Genomic DNA, 14,945 nt, shown 5'->3' with positions numbered 1-14,945 from the left:
ACAGGGGCGATAGGGCGGGGTAGGTCAGTCGGTCAGGAACGTGATCCCGTCCAGCGATATCCAGGTGTGGTCCACGTTGGAATCGCCGATATGGACCGCACCGTCAGCCATAACGGTCAGCCGGACCGCGACCGATCGGGTAACTGCCGAGACACTGGGTTGCACGTTTACGTCGTGTCGGTGGGTCGCCACAGCATCGTTAATTGGGGTGGTCGTGCGGTGCGTCGTCAGAGCGGCAGTCACGTCCGCAGTGACCGCGGCAGCGACGGCAGGCAGCTCGACGTCATAGGCGGGTCGGTGGCCTTCAGGAAGGCGGAACATGTTGCCGACCGTGCCCGACTTGAGGACGCCGCGCAGGTGGACCCGGTTGCCGATCCGGCGATAACCGGGCGTCGCGTAGGGCGTGCCGTAGGCCACCCAGGAGTTAGCCAGGGTTACGTCGATCCAGCCCGTGTCGTCGGTGCGCGCGCCGTCGGCGTTCCACGCCAGGGGGCCGACCCGCCCCGCGCCGTCGCCACGCAGCTCGATGAGAGGCCCGGCGGCGTCAGTGCGCGCACTTACCAGTCGGGCAGGGATGCCCGCCGCGGCGAAGGAACTGGCCTCAGGCAGGGCCAGGCCCGGCGTCCCGGTCCTCATGTCCAGGGCGATCGTCTCGACGCCCACAGGCGCATCCCAGGCGGTCCAGCCCGTCGAGTCGCCAGCCCAGTAGGTGTATACGCGCACGTAGTCGACGTCGGACGGCACGGGCGGGGCGGACACGACCAGGACGGCCCGCGGCGGGTAGGTGACCTGCCGCGGCGGACTAGCCAGCGTCTCGTGCCCGGCATCGTCGCGCAGGGTGTACCGCACGGTCTCGTACAGACTGCCGATCTGCGCGTTACCGTCGCTGCGCGTCGGCCACTTGCCCGCCCCGTAGGCGAACAGGATCCATCCCTCATCCGTAGGACTCAGGTGGTAATTGGTCGACGCGCTATCAGGGACGCCAGGATATTCGGCACTCGTGGCGACCGTAAACGAATGGTGCGGGTCGAGGGGGTTTTCGTTCAAGTAACTGACCGCAATACCCGTAAACCGACCATTGTACGGTGCCCGGTTATCGGCGGTATTACAGAACGCGATCCAGGACGTGGTATCGGCGGTGCCGTTACCGTTTCCATAGGCGGCCACCAAACGGCGCGCACCAGTCGGCGCGGTATAGCCGGTAATGGTCGCGTCGCCACCGAATACACCCGCGCCGACGGGCGCGAGCGTTTCGGTGTTTAGGAAACGCTTTACCACGGTGCCATTCTTGTCCACGAACAGGACGGCCACTTCCGTATCCAGCCATGACGCAATTGCGGGCGCGCCGAAATTGCGCGACGGGTCGCCGTTATCGTTTCGGGAACCGACCTCGATCTGCGTCGCAACCGTATTCTCGGCTTCGATGGTCGTGCCGCTTAGGCGCATTACGCGCCAGTGGACCGAAACGTCGGTATCGCGGTAGAGAACGTAACGCTTCCCGCCGACCACGACCATACCGCGAAGCCACATATTGCCCGGCGTAAACTTGCGGATAGTCGCGCTATATCGCGTGACCGCGCCAGTGGACGGAATGATCTTCTCGTAATAGACCTGTCCGGCGCGGTCGCCGGTGTGCTGCGCGACGATAGCGATAATGGAACCGTCGGTGTTTTCGACGCCCAGAACGCGCTCGGCCTTTCGGTGGTCGTCGTCCACGAAACCGTTTAGCGCGACCGTCGGCCAGCCGTAGAATACCGTCGGCACCTTCGCGGGGTCGGAAACGCCCTCCGCTAGCGCGACCTCCGCGCCCTGCGCGATGACATTGTTACGACCCAGAATCTGGAGGCCATTCTGGACGGTCAGGGCGAGGGCAATCAGTTCGGCGGTAATCGTGGCAGCGGAACCGTCGGCAGGAAAGTGGATAACGCCACCGTTCTCGAGCTGGACGATGATGCCCTGCTCGTGCGACAGCGAAATACGCCCGCCGACCGACAGGGATCCCAGCAGGGCGTACCCGCCGACCAGGTCGCCCGCGACGATCTTGGATGCGGCCAGGGTCGTGACCGCGTCGTCGTCAATCAGGCGCAGGCTGCCCTCGGTTTCGGGGCCGGGACCGGCCTCACCGGACACGTTGCGGGCGACCGTGCGGAAGTAGTAGACCGCGTCGGGATCCAGGGGCGATCCGTCGGGCAGGGCCTGGACAGAAACGACCTGTGACGCGGTGGTGGTGACCAGTGTCGCGGAGTCGGGGGTGAAGCCCGACGTGGTCGACATGTGGTAATCCAGCGTCAGGACCAGGGCGGGGTCAGCCCCGACGACCTCGAGGACGATCCCGCGGGGGTTGCCGTAGGCGACCAGGGACGGCGACACCTCAGGGGCAGGGGGCGGGATGACCTCCATCCCAGAGGTGTCGACCGTCGCACCGTCCAGGCGCGGGGTCACGCCCAGGACGTCCACGACGTACAGGTCAGACCCGTCGTAGGCCAGTCGGACCGGTTCGCCCCTGCCCTCGTCGCGGATGCCCTCGGGCAGGTACGGGATCAGGTTGTGCGGCACGTCGGCCTCGAGGACGTCGTCGGCCTCCTCAAGTCCTTCAGTGGCGACATGCGCCACCATTCGGGTGATCGGCGCGCCGTCAATGTCCAGGGGCGCGACCAGGTCACCCGCCTCCAGGGCGACCGGCAGGGGGTCAGTCAGGGTGACCGCTCCGGTGTCCAGGTCCGCAGCGGCGTAGGCGACGTCGGTGCCGTCGTCCAGCCGCAGGATCCCGCCGCCCTCATTGAACTCGTCGGCAGTGTCCAGGTACAGGACCGTGTCGCCGACGGCAGCGGACACGACCAGCTCGTCACAGACCGTCTCCGCATTAACGGCGACGATCTGCCCGGTGGTGTAGGTCATCGACGGATCCTCCTCCGGTTCGGGGTGGTCTTCTTGAAATAGCCGACGGACATAACCGGGTCGCCCGACGGGGTTAGCGGGATCGTGAACTGCCGCAGGTAGAACGTCGTCGTGAAGTCGCCTGTCTTAACACGCACCTTGTCGCCCGGCTCAAGGTGCGGAATGGGCAGGGAATCGAAGGCGACCGTCACGGTCTCGGCCAGCCGCGCCGACAGGGTCGCCCGTGCCCGTTCGGCGGCATCCTTGCGGGTCCTAATCGAGGTGTCCTCGATCGTTTCGGGCAGGTACTTAGGCGCGCCGGTTCGGCCCAGTCGCCAGGGACTCAGCGGGTGATCGCGCGGCGCGGTGGCCTGCGCGCGGACCCGTTGCTTGCCCTTTCCCTCGGGCTTCTTACCCAGGACCTGGATCGTGTTCTTCAGGTCGGTCAGTTCGTAGGACACCTGCACGTCGCTTAGGACGTCGCCCCCATCGCCGTCGGTGAACGTATAGACGACGTTCTCCGGTCGCTTGCGCAGGGTCAGCGTCCCGTCACCGGTGTAGAACAACTGCTCGCCCATGCCGCGGGCGAAACTCTGGGCGGTCTCCCAGATCGACAGGGTGCGGTCAAGGTTGCGCGCCTTCGGCAGTTTCGGGCCGCGACCCTTAGCGACACTGACCCGGCCCTCACCGGCCCGGTTAACCATCAGTGTTCGGATCGCATCGGATGACCGGGTGCCGCGGGTCAGTTTGAGGGTCCGCCAGATCGCGCCCGCGGCGAGCGTCTCCTTGCCCTGCGCCTCAACCGTGACGACGTCGCGCGCGCGGTCCAGCTTCGTGACCGGTCCCAGGAACACAGGCACGTCCACCCAGCGCCCCAGGGCCTCGACGTACACGCCGTAGATCACTTGGATCATGCGATCGGCGTACAGGGCACCGTCGTCGGGCGAGTCGGTGTCGAAGCTCAGGGCGTGGGTGGGATCCAGCAGCGTCAGGGACGCCGTGCGGGTGACGTCGGCGTCGCGGTCGACCGTGACCTGACCGTCGATCAGGACCTCCGACCCGCCAGTCTTCGGGTCGACTAGGCGGGATACGACCGCGCCCTGTAGGTCAGTCACATTGACCAGGACGCGCACGCGGTGGGTCGACCGCAGCGCGTCCTCGAATAGCAGCCGGTCGCCGTCCTTGAGTCCTAGGGTGTTCAACCGGTGCCCTCCTTTACTTGATCTTGAACGGCAGTTCTCCGGTCTGCCAGAAGTCGAACGTGACGGACATGAGGGACTGCCCAGCCCGCGACTTCGGGCTAGGCGACATGGCGATGTTTCCGACCAGTACCGGGATATTGACGTCACCCGCGACCAGCCGCAGGACGGCAGTCGGGTCGCCCTTAATCGCCATTAGGTCGGCCTGCCATTCGGCGCAGGTCCGCCCGAAACCGTCCATAAGGTCGCCGCTCAGGTTGCCCTCAAGTCCACGCATGGCAGACACGATGCGGATAGGGCGACTACCCCCGACGGGGGTATAGACCGAGGACTCCTCAGGCATCGACCAGGACCCGTCGTCGTCGCCGAACAGACAGACCGACGCGCCGGTTTCGGTGTTGACCAGCCAGAGTCCCTCGGTGCCCATCGTCGTCGTGACGACTGCGCTCCGGTTGCCCAATCGGTTGTTTACGTTCGGGCGGACGTAATAGCGGTGCGCGGTGTGCGGCTGCGCCGAATAGTCGCGCCAGACGAACGTCGCACCGTCGTCCTGGATCGTCTCCTCAGGCAGGACTTCCACGGCCAGGGCTCGACCGTCGCGGTAGATCGTCCAGTTGTCGGGGGTGTCGGGCCGCGTCCAGCGCAGCTCGACGTACGGCGCGCCGCGGTAGGGCGGGGCACAGGTCAGGTCGGTCGGGGCCGGGATCGTGTCGTCGACCTGGACGGCGAACGACACAGCAGGGCTGGAGGCGTGCGCAGGTGCGCCAGGGGTCTCCACGCGGAGCCGCGCGTCCCAGACCCGCACGACCACCCTGTAGGTCTGATCGTCGGACAGTGGGGTGCGGATGTTATGCACCACGTCGTCGCTCGGAATCTCACCGGAGTCGTAGACCTTGTCGCCGCCCTCATCGCGCACGATGACCTGATAACGCACCTGCCCGTCGTGGGGCTCCCACACGATCGGCGGGGTGGTTTCCCACACGACGCCGTCGGCAGGGCTAATGATCGTCGGCGGGGTCAGGGCCTCATAGGTGACCTCGTCGGACCAGTCCGACCAGTTGGTAGACCACAGCCCCGCGCCGTCACGGGCGCGCACCCGCCATTCCAGCCCCGTCGATCCGAAACCACCGAAGTCGGTCTCGGACAGGTCCAGCTCGGCGGCGCGCGTCTCAGTCACAGGCGACGTCCAGGTGTCGCCGGTGTCAGGGTCGCGGATCTCCACCTGGACCGCAGACAGGCGCGTGTTACCACCGACGTCCAGGTAGTCAAACCGGAGCGTCGGGTGCGTCGTGGACACGATGCCGCCAGCAGGGCGCAGGTCGGTCGGGGTCGCGGGACGGTCCGACCACGACACCTCCAGCGTCGGACGCTTGCCGGTGTTGAACGAATACAGGCGCAGCAGGCGGTCAGCGTCGTCGACCGCGGACAGGGACAGGCGGACGCCGTAGTTAGGCGCGCCGTTCGCCCAGGCCTGGACAATGCTCGTGACGTCGACCGTGATCGCCCGCCCGTCGCGCAGGTTGCCCAGGGCCGTACTAACGGCAGGCGACCCGGTCACGTCAGGGCGACGATTCCAGGTGACCTGCCGTTGCTTCCACGACTCAGACACGCGGTGAACACTCACGGTGCGCGACGGACCCTTAGACGCCCCGCGCGCATACACGCGCAGGGTCGCCTTCGTGACAGTCGCGCCCTGCGGCACCGGCGACCGGAAGTAGACGAAACCGACGGCCTCAGCGGGGCGCAGTTCCAGGGACTTCGCCCCCGCAAAATTGCGCCCCTCCTTTCGCTTAGCGGCGTGCGTATCAAAGCCTGACCTAACGGTCACGCTACTCATCGCATCATCCTCCTAGTGGTACCGGCGTAGGCAGTTTCGCCGTGGTAGGTGTCCTCGGCGACCTCACGCATATAGGCGTCAAATCGCCGATCGCCGACGACCAGCTCGACGCGGCGGGGCCGGGCGTTGTTCGCCTCAGCGAACGCCGCAAACTGCCGATGGTTGAATACGGCCTCGGGCTTGCGGCTCGCGTTAAAGGCAAGCGCGCCGGGCTCCAAGATCCCGCCATTGTCAAAAATCTGCGGGATCGGGTTATCGGGAATCGGACCCCAATCAGGGATCAGACGGTTAACGTAGGCGACGGCACTATTAGCCAGGGACTGAATCGCGGGGCGGATCAGATCGCCCCACGCGCCGGTCAGCCCACTAAGGTCAAAACCGGAAATCAGGTCCTTAAGCTTCGTGATAACGCCGAGCCACTTCTTGAGTCGCCCGCCCTTCTTGTCCTTCTTGTCGTCCTTGTCGGTGCCGAATACCTTGGATCCGAAATCGCGGATACTGGACAAAAGACCACCACCCGCAAGACCGGGCAGCGTTCCGTATCGGTTAAGGTAATCCAGGGCACCGGGGAAATCGCGCTCAAACCGACGGCGCGCTTCCTTTCGGATAACGAACTCGTCGGCGTGGACAATTCCAGCAGGGGCGAACTTAGCGCCGGGTCCGGTGTAACCACCGCGGGCGAAGGTAATCGTCGGCAGGTCACCGACGCCAGGAATGGCGTTAATGACCTTTCGCAGTCCGTTATTCCAGACCGTGTTAACGACGAACTCGACCGGCTTGCGGGCGGCGTCCTTGATCCCATTCCAGATATTCCGAATGGCCTCGACGCCGTTGCTAAAGGCGGATCGAACCTTGTCGAACATTCCCGTAACGCCGGACTTGATCTTGTCCCAGATATTAGACGCGACGTCCTTAATCTTGGACAGTCCCTTGTTCCACAGGTCCTTCAGCTTCAAAAGCCCGGCCTTGATATAGAACTTGATACCTTCCCAGGCCTTTACGAAAAGGTTCTTAATGCCGTTCCAAATCGCCTTGGTAACCTTGGAAAGGAGCTTCCCCATTCCCTTCCAAATCTTACCGATATTCTTGACGCCATTCTTCAGAATGTGCCACAGCAGGCGAATAGCGAGCGAAACCGCCTTCCCGGCCAACTTCAGGGCCAGACCGGGGACCTTCTTTAGCGCCGTCCATGCGCCCTTCCAGGAACCCAGGAGCTTGAGTGCGCCCTTCTTGAAAATGTTAATGATGCCGATATTCCACCAGACCCTAATGAGTCCGATGACAAAGTTAATGGCACCCTTAACAATGTCCTTGATTCCCTGCCAGGCCTTACTGAAATCGCCGTGCAGCAGGCCGGAAATGACCGACACAACGCCGGCCACAACGGTCATCAAACCGCCAAAGCCCTGGATAATGCCGTTAATGACCCCGATTACCGCACTGCCGAATACCTTGAGGAAGAACTGCGCGATAGGCGTAACGATCGGAATTAGGTCCGCCAGGGCAGGGGCAAACTTTGTCGTCCAGATATCGGCGATCTTCGACGCCGTCGCCCAGGGTGGCAAACAGTTCGGATCCCAGGGACGACAGGACCGGCGACAACTTGCCCCAGGCGTTGCCCAGGGCGGTCCCGATCGTGGCAAACGACCCGACGAGGCCAGACAGTCAACGCCGCCACCGTCGGCCAGGGACGCCTTCACCTTGTCGACCGCGCCGTTTACGTGCGTGCCGACCGCAGTGCCGATGCGGGCCGCCGTGCCCTCGATCGGGGCCATTAGGTCGGTCAGACCCTTGAATACGTCCTTGGCCTGACCGAAGCCTGCGCCCTCGAGGAAGTTAGCCCCGATACGACCCAGGGCGGCCATCATGTTCTTATACGCGCCCCGCGTCGTTTCGCCGGACTCAAGCGCCGCGCCGCCGATGTTCTTAGTGATGACCTTGCGGAACGTCGCCGCGTCGACCTTGCCGTCGGCGACCATCTCGCGCAGGGCGTCGGACGTTACGCCGTACTCATCGGCCAGCCACTGGAAGATCGGGATGCCGCGGTCCGCCAGTTGGTTTAGTTCCATCGTGTAGGCGCGACCCTGTGTGGTCGTCTTGTTAAGGATCGACCCCATCTCGGCCATAGGCACGCCAGCGATGGTTGCGGCGTCGGCGACCGCCATCAGGTAGTTGGTCAGTTCCTTACCGGGCTCGATCCCAGCGGCGACCGCGCCCGCTGCGGTGGTGGCAGCCTCACCCAGGCCGAACGCCGTGCCCTTAACCGACCCGAGGGCGGAGTCCATGATCTTCTGGATGGACTTCCCATCGTGGCCCAGCCCGCGGAGCTTGGCTTGCGCGTCCTCGATATCCAGCAGGCGCGAAATACCGCCCTTGAGGGCCGCGCCGCCGACGACAGTGGCAGCCAGGCCGGCCACGCCGACGGCGGCCTTCGCACCCTTGAGCAGCCCAGCGCCCAGGGTCTGCCCTGCGCCGAGGCCTTGCTTACCGATCGAGCTCAGTTCGGAACGGACGCCCGAGGCCAGTTTGTTCGTGCTAGGCAGGATTGAGATATACGCGGCTCCTAGTTCGATAGCCACGGGGCAGCCTCCTTCAATGGGCAGGGGTTAGGGGGTCGACCAGCCGAGCCACGCGGCCATGTCGTCAATCGGCAGCGCGCCGCGTCCGTAGGTGGTGTCGGGGTCGTCCACGCCGGGGCGCGGGATCGGCTTCGGGTAGTCGCGCCGCTTGCCGCCAGATCGCTGCCAGTTGGCGACGCGGGCCGCGTCGGCGACCTCGGCCAGCAGCAGCTCGGTCATGCCCCAGTCGACGGCCTCGGGATCCAGGGCGCGGGCCAGCGCCGACGACCGGGCGACTGCCGCACGATGACGTACAGGTCTGCCCACGAGAAGTGCGCAGACCCGACGTCCCGCAGGCGCAGCCCTAGGCCGATCAGGTCGTAGGCGATCGCCTCGGCGTAGCGGTCGACCGTCACCAGGAGTGAGTGCAGATCGACGTAGGACAGCCCGTAGACGGCGCGGATGACCTCACCGAAAGGAGGCGTTAATGGCCTCGTGCAGACGGGTCGCCAGGGCCTCAAACTGCGCCGGGGTCATGTTGTCGATGACCTCGAGGGCCTCATCGCCAGCGACGGCCTCGAGGATCGTAAAGGCCAGGTCCAGCTCGTCACGGCGACGGTTGGCGCGCAGCCAGCCGGGGGTGCGGACGACGTCAAGCGGACGCTCGAAGGTGTAGGTCTCGCCGTCGTGCTCGAACGTAAACAGGTCGGTGGTCATGGTGCGCGTAGGTCCTTTCGGGGTTTGGTCTCAGATCGTGGGACGCCGTCAGACAGGCGTAAACGGCCCGCAGACGGCCTGACCCCCGCCCATCGGGCAACCACCCGCAGGCGAGCGGGGGCGTCCACTACGCGCGAAGGCGCAGGTCAGGGCGGGGGCGAAAGGTGCCGTTTTGGCAGTCGCGGGGCATGAGTGCCAGCCGCATGACAGGTGTGGGCGGCGTCATGTTGACGGCGCGCCCAGGTTGCGCATCGGTCCAGGGGGTGCAGTTGGTGACCCTGCCCGCGCGGCGGACCTTTGCGCGTAGAAACCGCGCGGACAGGGGGCCTAGGGACCTGCGCTAGTCGCGCAGGACGTTAGACGTGACCTCAGGCGGTCTTCTTACCGTCGTCGACATACTTGACGGCGTTAGCGCCCAGGGTCGGGTCGACGAACGCCTCGACGGTCACCTGATAGCCGACGACCTCACCGTCGGCGTAGGTGACCTCACCGACCTCAGTGATCTGCCCGTCAGGGACGACGATGCGGATACGGGCCTCGCCGTCCTTGACCTCGAAGACGAAGGTCTTGTGCGGCAGGGTCTCGCCGTTGATCTTGACGGCGTGCAGGGTGCCCGCCTCAGCGGTCGCCGGGGTGGTGGTCACGTTCGCGTCGCCGTAGACGGTGCGCAGGACGTCGCCGTTAAGCGTCTCAAGGAAGGTGAACTGGTACGACACGGCGAAGTCGGTCTGGAGGACCTTGACGGTGTCGCCGCCCCAGGCCTTGACCTTCTCCGTGGATCGCTCAGTGGTCTCAGTGAGTCCGTCCTCACCGATGTAGCCCGCGCCCTTAAACGCCTCATCGAGGGCGGTCGTGGCGTCGGTCGGCAGGACAGTCCCCAGGGCGGCGATCAGGACGCCGCCAGTCGCCAGCGGCTTACCGGCGACAACGTTGGCAGCCATGTTAGGCATTACTTACTCCTCAGGGGTGGTGTCAGATTCGGTGTCGGGGTCGGGGTCGGCGGGGGTCGGCAGCGGCTCCGGTTCGAGCTCAGGGGCCAGCCACCCAGCAGCCGCCCACGCGCCGACACGATCGGCAGGGACGGCGACCACGACGTCAGGGAAGTAGGGATGACGCAGGTCAATCACAGGGCGTCTCCTCTCAGGTCCAGGGCGACGGTGAACACGTAGCGGGGCGTCGCACTAGTGGGGTCGGGCAGGTTCTGCGGACCGGCGACCTCAGTCACGCGCCGCGTGAACGCGCCACCGACGGTCTCGCCCTCGAGCGCCCCGACATAGGCGCGGGCCAGCCGGGCCAGCTCGGACGCGGCGACGTCGTCGGGTGCCCAGGCCTCCACGACGACCATCGCGGAATCCGTGACCAGGTTGCGACGGTTGCCGCCGACCCGCACGACCCGCACGAAGCGGTCGGGCCGGGGGTTAGGCACGCGGGTCACGACCCGCACGCCCAGCGCGTCCCGCAGGTGCGTGACCAGCAGGGCTTCGGGGTCAGGAAAGACAATCGCCTCAGCCATGCGCCTCACCCGCCCCGAATGTTCGACAGGGCGCGTACAAGGGTGTGGTTTTCGGCGTTGTCCCGCATAGCCTCGCCGGTCGCCGTGACCACTGCGCCGCGGGATCGCGTACGACCCGCCTCGACGTGGCCGACGTAGCCGGGGCCAACCTGCGCCAGGACCTTGTCGACCTTGGCGCGTAGGGCGGCGTCCACGCCGGGCGAACGGCGAATGGCCTCGAAGGCGCGCAGGTTCCAACTAATGCGCGTAGTGCCGGACGACGTAAAGCGTCCGCGCGCGTCGCGTGCAACCATCATCCCTCCGTTCGCTTTAGGTAGACCTCAGTGCCAGCCGCCCAGCCGAATGGCCCGCGGGTGTAGTCCAGGGGGTCGCCCTCGACCTCAAACTCCCGTTCGCCGATGACGACGCGGTCGCGGGATCCGATGACGAATGACGCCGGGACCAGTAGCGACCAGTGCAGGCAGGCCTCGTCACGGTCGGCCAGCGGCTCAGAGGTCGTCCTCGGATACGCGCCGTAGACCAGGACCTCGACCGGGGGCAGCCAGGTAGGAACCTCGTTCCCGTGCGCGTCGGTCACGCCAGCCACGAAGCGCCGCACGCCAACCGGCAGCCGGGCAATCACAGGGCCTCCCAGCTCGTCGACGACCGCCAGAGCGGGCGGGCCGCGTCGGCGGGCAGAGCAGGAACCATGTCGATCTGATAGGCGCGCCGCGACTTCGTACCGCCCAGGTCGGCGCGGTCCTCGTCGGTCAGGACCAGTGCGCCGGGGTCGTCGCCCCCGTAAGTCGTGTTCTTCTGGAACGGACCCGCCCCTTCCATGCGCGACCGGATCCCGTCGGGGTTGCGCAGGTGCCGGATAACGACACGCGCCGCGACCCGCCGCACGCGCGCCAGGGGCACGGCACCGGCCTCGATCCGGTCCGGCATATCAGGGAACTCGCGCACGATCAGGTCCTCAGCGTCGCCCAGCAGCGTTTCAATCTGCGCGGGCGTCGCAGGCACCGGATCGCCGATCCATCGGTCTGACACGTCGCTAACGGTCGACCAAAGAAGGGCCATGTGCGGCTCCTTTCGTGTGGGGCGGATATGCCAGGAGCGGGGGCCAGGCGTGGCACCTGACCCCCGCTACGGGGCTAATCCGCTCAGGCGGACGCGCCAGTGATCCGCACGAAGCGGTCCTCACGGCCCTTACGGACCATGAAGCCCAGGTGCGCGGTCACCTTGACGGCGAACATGTCGCGCTGCCACAGGTTGAGGGCCTTACCGCCCTTCGTGATCGTGGCCTGATCGGACACCTCGACCTGGATATCCTGCACAACGCCATAGAAGGCGTTCGACCACTCACCGGCGTAGCCGAGGACCTCCGCCCCGTCATCCGCGGGGGCGTAGACCGCGCCGACCCGCTTGACCGGGACGCCGAGGAGGGAGTTGACGGAACCCTCACGGGCGACGTCGTTGAGCAGGAGCGGACGCTCGTTGCCGTCGGTCGCGGACAGGAGGATGCCGCGGGCCTTCGGGGCCAGCGCGAAACCGGTCACGGTGCCGTTAGCGGCGGACACCAGACCGTCAATCTCGACCAGGTCGGTGTACGCGGTGGCAGCAGCCAGGCCGGCCTCCTGCGTAACCTTCGCCTTGAGGCTGTCAAAGGTGGTCCCGTTAACCGGGCCAGTGCCGTTCTCGGCGTGGAACACAGTGGCGTCAAACTTCGCGGCGATGGTGCCCGGCAGGCGACGGCGCAGCTCCTCGTAGAGGGCGGGCAGGTCGCGGCGGAACTCCTTGCTAAAGGTCTCGATGACGCCAATCTTGTGGCCCTTCATCTCGCGGAAGTCCACAGCCGCGTCACCGACGGCGATCTCGTCGGTCTCACCGGCCCAGTCGGCAGCCGGGTCGCCGGTAATCATCGGGACGGAAATACCGACGCCGGGGAGGTTGATCCGGTTGCACAGCGACATAACGGCAGACTGCTCCTGCGCGTCCTGCCAAATCTCAGCAGAAACCTCCTTCGGCAGGATCGCGGCAGGGGCGTCGCCGCGGTGCATCTTCTCAGCCATGAGGGTCAATCCTTTCGGGGTGCGCGAGCCGCGCGTGACGGTTCGCGGTGGTTAGGTAGGTCAGAGAAGCCCGCCCAGGACCGCGGCGAACTGATCCGCGGTCGACTCGGTGGACTTTCGGGTCTTGCCCTGCCCAGGGTTGGGGCGCGGGCCGGGACGGTCTGCCAGCCGCTCAGCCAGGGCGCGCAAGGTGTCCTCGTCGCCCTTGACCTTCGAAAGTGCCTCGGCGTCCTCACTGGACAGGCCCAGCTCGACGGCCAGCCGCAGGCGGACGAGGGCAGCCTCAGCCTCAGCGGCGCGGGCCTCAGCCTCATCGGCGCGGGTGTTCGCAGCGTCGAGGTCAGCGGTGCGCCGTTCGTCGTCGGTCATGCGCTCGCGCTCGAGCTCAGCCAGGCGATCGGCTGCGGCCTTATTCGACTTAGCGCGCTCCTCCCACTTTCGGGAATGGCGCTTGACGTCCTCGAGCTCAGCCTTGAGGGCGTCAACGGTCGGCGCCTCGGCGGCCTCATCGGTGCCGTGCGGCTCCTCAGGGGCGTCAGGGGTCGGGGTGGTTTCGATGGCAGACATAAGGGGTCCTCCCGTGCGGGTAGTTGGTTGGTGGCGCGGGACCGTGCGGTCACGCGCGGGCGACAGGACCGTCAGGGGGTCCTGTAGCGACCGGGTCGGTAGCCGTAGGGCAGGGCCGCTCCCGGAAAAACAGGGACGGGCACGCAGTCACAGGGGCCGTGGCCTGCGCCCAGGCTCACGCGGCGGGATCCGCGTCGTCGTCGGTGTCCTCGAGCCCTGCCTGCGCCGGGGTCGGCGCGACCGGGGCCGCGACGGTCACCGCGGGGCGCGCGCGCCGCTTGTCCGCGGCCAGGACCCGCTTCTCCAGCGGGGTCAGGCCCAGGCGGTCGTAGGTGACCTCAGAATCAGCCGGAAGGATGTCCGCGGCGACCAGCTTCACGGCCTCATCGGCAGCAGCGGCACGGGTCGGGGTCGCAGCGTCGCGCCACTTGACACCGACCTCGTTGAAACCATCGGGGACGTGTCCCTCACGGATCAGCAGCGCCAGGCGGGCGACCTCACGCCACGCACGCCCGAAGGTGACCTGTCGACGCTCAGCGCGCTTAATCAGGCGCGCCTCAGCGGCGCGGATCGCGTCGGCACTGGCAGGGTTGTCGGAAATGAAGCCCAGGTAAGTCGCCGGGATCGCAGCCTCAGCGGCCAGCAACTGCGCCAGTCCCCTGACCTGTTCCAGGTAGGGCGCGGGACTGGCAGCGTTGAACTCGCCGACCTGCGGCAGTTCGCCGTCCTCGTCGCGGGGCAGGGCCAGCATCCGGCCCATGACCAGCTCCCAGCCGGTGCGCAGGTTGCCATCCGCGTCGGCGAAGGACGACTCATCGGCACCCAGGGCGTACCGCTGCGGGGCACTGTAGAACTCCCGGTTGACCTCCATGCCGAGCAACGTCCGCACGGCCTGATCGGTGGTCGACCGGACTGCGCGGGTGATCTCCGAGCGCCCCCAGGGCCGGGACGCGCGCGGACGGTTGACCAGGGGCACGACCTGGACCCGTCCCAGCCGGTGCGGGTCACGACCGGGCCGGCCTTCGGTGTCCTCGACGTGCCATACGCCGCTGCGGTACGTCGCGGTCACGTTGTAGTCGGGCCGGTACAGGGTGATGGTCTGCGGGTCGCCCGCGTCGGTAACCTCGTCGATCGACACGGCGGACGTCAGGCGGCGCAGCCGGCCAGACCATTCGCCGGTAACGCGCAGGGGCGACTCGACGGTAATGAGGGGGCTCGGCTCATCGTCGTAGGCAGCGCCCAGGATGACGAACGACGCGCCGTAGATCAGCGCGTCCAGGTGGCCCAGCGCACCGTCGATCGCCAGCCCGTTGTCCTCGAAGATCTCGTCCAGACCGAACAGGTCGCCGCCCGACGTCGAGGTCCAGCCTTGAAAGTCCAGGCGCTCCTCGAGGGCGTCCACGGCGGTACCGGGCCAGCCGACGACAACCTCGATGTTGCGCAGGGCGGGCGGGATTGCGATGCCCAGGTGCCGGACCCGCTGCCTTCCGTCGTAGTAGGCGGCGCGCATCAGGTTCCCCATACGCAGGCGCGCCAGGGTGTGCAGGTGCTCAGCAATCAGGTCGGCCTCATCGTCGGTGAGGCGCAGGGTCGACAGGTCGATAGCGACGGCCACCGTGGGGGGCT

At 66.5% G+C, this 14,945-nt stretch carries 15 protein-coding genes; all 15 read right to left on the bottom strand.

The window, feature by feature from the left end; all coding sequences use genetic code 11:
* Nucleotides 1-24: 24 nt before the first annotated feature.
* The 15 genes from HBO46_RS10840 to HBO46_RS10770 all read right to left on the bottom strand — a co-directional run bounded on the left by HBO46_RS10840 (nucleotide 25) and on the right by HBO46_RS10770 (nucleotide 14,934).
* Nucleotides 25-2,898, bottom strand: coding sequence for a hypothetical protein (locus HBO46_RS10840; RefSeq protein ID WP_166139614.1), 2,874 nt, complete (start codon nucleotides 2,896-2,898; stop codon nucleotides 25-27).
* Nucleotides 2,895-4,079: a hypothetical protein gene (locus tag HBO46_RS10835; RefSeq protein ID WP_191480129.1), complete on the bottom strand. Its 1,185-nt coding sequence runs from the start codon at nucleotides 4,077-4,079 to the stop codon at nucleotides 2,895-2,897. The genes HBO46_RS10840 and HBO46_RS10835 overlap by 4 nt, the downstream gene beginning before the upstream one ends.
* A 13-nt stretch (nucleotides 4,080-4,092) precedes the next feature.
* Nucleotides 4,093-5,913 (bottom strand): DNRLRE domain-containing protein, encoded by a 1,821-nt coding sequence (locus HBO46_RS10830; protein ID WP_166139617.1) that lies wholly within the window; start codon nucleotides 5,911-5,913, stop codon nucleotides 4,093-4,095.
* Nucleotides 5,910-8,492, bottom strand: coding sequence for a tape measure protein (locus HBO46_RS10825; RefSeq protein WP_191480128.1), 2,583 nt, complete (start codon nucleotides 8,490-8,492; stop codon nucleotides 5,910-5,912). The genes HBO46_RS10830 and HBO46_RS10825 overlap by 4 nt, the downstream gene beginning before the upstream one ends.
* A gap of 27 nt (nucleotides 8,493-8,519) precedes the next feature.
* On the bottom strand, nucleotides 8,520-8,711 hold the full coding sequence (locus HBO46_RS10820) for a hypothetical protein (protein WP_191480127.1): 192 nt from the start codon (nucleotides 8,709-8,711) through the stop codon (nucleotides 8,520-8,522).
* A gap of 228 nt (nucleotides 8,712-8,939) precedes the next feature.
* Nucleotides 8,940-9,188 (bottom strand): hypothetical protein, encoded by a 249-nt coding sequence (locus tag HBO46_RS10815; RefSeq protein WP_166140847.1) that lies wholly within the window; start codon nucleotides 9,186-9,188, stop codon nucleotides 8,940-8,942.
* A 368-nt stretch (nucleotides 9,189-9,556) separates the two neighbouring features.
* Nucleotides 9,557-10,129 (bottom strand): phage tail tube protein, encoded by a 573-nt coding sequence (locus HBO46_RS10810; protein WP_166140851.1) that lies wholly within the window; start codon nucleotides 10,127-10,129, stop codon nucleotides 9,557-9,559.
* A gap of 12 nt (nucleotides 10,130-10,141) precedes the next feature.
* A complete protein-coding gene (locus HBO46_RS10805; protein ID WP_166140846.1) occupies nucleotides 10,142-10,315 on the bottom strand; it encodes a hypothetical protein in 174 nt (57 codons plus the stop codon).
* Nucleotides 10,312-10,701, bottom strand: a complete 390-nt coding sequence (locus HBO46_RS10800) for a hypothetical protein (RefSeq protein WP_166140845.1) — start codon at nucleotides 10,699-10,701, stop codon at nucleotides 10,312-10,314. The genes HBO46_RS10805 and HBO46_RS10800 overlap by 4 nt, the downstream gene beginning before the upstream one ends.
* Nucleotides 10,702-10,706: 5 nt before the next feature.
* Entirely contained in the window at nucleotides 10,707-10,997 is a 291-nt protein-coding gene (locus HBO46_RS10795; protein ID WP_191480126.1) for a hypothetical protein, read from the bottom strand.
* On the bottom strand, nucleotides 10,994-11,278 hold the full coding sequence (locus tag HBO46_RS10790) for a hypothetical protein (protein ID WP_166140843.1): 285 nt from the start codon (nucleotides 11,276-11,278) through the stop codon (nucleotides 10,994-10,996). The genes HBO46_RS10795 and HBO46_RS10790 overlap by 4 nt, the downstream gene beginning before the upstream one ends.
* Nucleotides 11,279-11,319: 41 nt before the next feature.
* Nucleotides 11,320-11,760 carry a Gp19/Gp15/Gp42 family protein gene (locus HBO46_RS10785; protein ID WP_166140842.1) on the bottom strand — a complete coding sequence of 147 codons (441 nt, stop codon included), beginning with the start codon at nucleotides 11,758-11,760 and terminating at the stop codon, nucleotides 11,320-11,322.
* Nucleotides 11,761-11,843: 83 nt separating this feature from the next.
* Nucleotides 11,844-12,752 carry a phage major capsid protein gene (locus tag HBO46_RS10780; RefSeq protein WP_166140841.1) on the bottom strand — a complete coding sequence of 303 codons (909 nt, stop codon included), beginning with the start codon at nucleotides 12,750-12,752 and terminating at the stop codon, nucleotides 11,844-11,846.
* Between the two features lie 60 nt (nucleotides 12,753-12,812).
* The gene (locus HBO46_RS10775) at nucleotides 12,813-13,319 is read right to left on the bottom strand and encodes a hypothetical protein (RefSeq protein WP_166140840.1); all 507 of its coding nucleotides are present in this window, start codon (nucleotides 13,317-13,319) and stop codon (nucleotides 12,813-12,815) included.
* Nucleotides 13,320-13,494: 175 nt separating this feature from the next.
* A complete protein-coding gene (locus HBO46_RS10770; protein WP_166140839.1) occupies nucleotides 13,495-14,934 on the bottom strand; it encodes a phage portal protein in 1,440 nt (479 codons plus the stop codon).
* Nucleotides 14,935-14,945 lie beyond the last annotated feature (11 nt).

Origin of the sequence: Nocardioides ochotonae (assembly GCF_011420305.2) — a bacterium.
Taxonomy (GTDB): Bacteria; Actinomycetota; Actinomycetes; order Propionibacteriales; family Nocardioidaceae; genus Nocardioides; species Nocardioides ochotonae.
Note: the sequence above shows the minus strand (reverse complement) of the source record. Positions and strands in the feature narration are given on the sequence as shown.

Excerpts from the sequence above, each read along its gene's own strand:
- HBO46_RS10795 (WP_191480126.1), bottom strand. The coding sequence starts at position 10,997 with ATGATGGTTGCACGCGACGCGCGCGGACGCTTTACGTCGTCCGGCACT.
- HBO46_RS10800 (WP_166140845.1), bottom strand. The coding sequence starts at position 10,701 with ATGGCTGAGGCGATTGTCTTTCCTGACCCCGAAGCCCTGCTGGTCACG.
- HBO46_RS10775 (WP_166140840.1), bottom strand. The coding sequence starts at position 13,319 with ATGTCTGCCATCGAAACCACCCCGACCCCTGACGCCCCTGAGGAGCCG.
- HBO46_RS10810 (WP_166140851.1), bottom strand. The coding sequence starts at position 10,129 with ATGGCTGCCAACGTTGTCGCCGGTAAGCCGCTGGCGACTGGCGGCGTC.
- HBO46_RS10830 (WP_166139617.1), bottom strand. The coding sequence starts at position 5,913 with ATGAGTAGCGTGACCGTTAGGTCAGGCTTTGATACGCACGCCGCTAAG.
- HBO46_RS10840 (WP_166139614.1), bottom strand. The coding sequence starts at position 2,898 with ATGACCTACACCACCGGGCAGATCGTCGCCGTTAATGCGGAGACGGTC.
- HBO46_RS10780 (WP_166140841.1), bottom strand. The coding sequence starts at position 12,752 with ATGGCTGAGAAGATGCACCGCGGCGACGCCCCTGCCGCGATCCTGCCG.
- HBO46_RS10820 (WP_191480127.1), bottom strand. The coding sequence starts at position 8,711 with ATGACCGAGCTGCTGCTGGCCGAGGTCGCCGACGCGGCCCGCGTCGCC.
- HBO46_RS10815 (WP_166140847.1), bottom strand. The coding sequence starts at position 9,188 with ATGACCACCGACCTGTTTACGTTCGAGCACGACGGCGAGACCTACACC.
- HBO46_RS10785 (WP_166140842.1), bottom strand. The coding sequence starts at position 11,760 with ATGGCCCTTCTTTGGTCGACCGTTAGCGACGTGTCAGACCGATGGATC.